Annotated in this window: 1 protein-coding gene; it reads left to right on the top strand. The window is 78.6% G+C overall.

Features of this window, described 5'->3' with window-relative positions:
• Positions 1-556, top strand: a 556-nt coding sequence (locus FK498_RS18960) for an RNA methyltransferase (RefSeq protein ID WP_141857281.1), incomplete at its 5' end; no start/stop codon positions are given.
• Between the last annotated feature and the right edge of the window lie 46 nt (positions 557-602).

Raw genomic sequence — 602 nt, forward strand, 5'->3', positions numbered from 1 at the left:
GCTGCCGCCGGGCGCGGTGCACCAGGGGCTCGCGGCGCTGGTCGATCCGCTGCGCCCGCCGCCGCTCGCCGAGGTCCTGGCCGCCTCGCCCGGCCCGGTCCTGGTGCTCGACCAGGTGACCGACCCGCGCAATGTCGGCGCGATCCTGCGCTCGGCGGCTGCGTTCGGCGCGGCCGCGGTGATCGTGCAGGACCGCCATGCGCCGCTCGAGGGCGGGGCGATGGCGCGCGCGGCCGCAGGTGCCCTCGAACGCATCCCGCTGCTGCGCGCGGTGAACCTCGCGCGCACGCTCCAGGCGCTGAAGCAGGCCGGGCTCTGGGTCGTCGGCCTCGATGCCGGCGCGGCCGGGCCGCTCGATGCCGCCGCCCTCGCCGATCGCCGCCTTGCCCTCGTGCTGGGGGCCGAGGACGAGGGGATGCGCCGGCTGACGCGCGAGGCCTGCGACCTGACGGCGCGGCTGCCGCAGACGCGCGCGGTGGAGAGCCTGAACGTCTCGGTCGCGGCCGCGGTGGCGCTCTATGCCGTCCAGGCCGCACGGCCGGAGCGGGTCGCGTGACCGACGATCCCGATCGCGCCGACCGGGCGGCCGCGGCGCTCGCCAC

The organism is Elioraea sp. Yellowstone (assembly GCF_006704265.1).
Taxonomy (GTDB): domain Bacteria; phylum Pseudomonadota; class Alphaproteobacteria; order Acetobacterales; family Acetobacteraceae; genus Elioraea.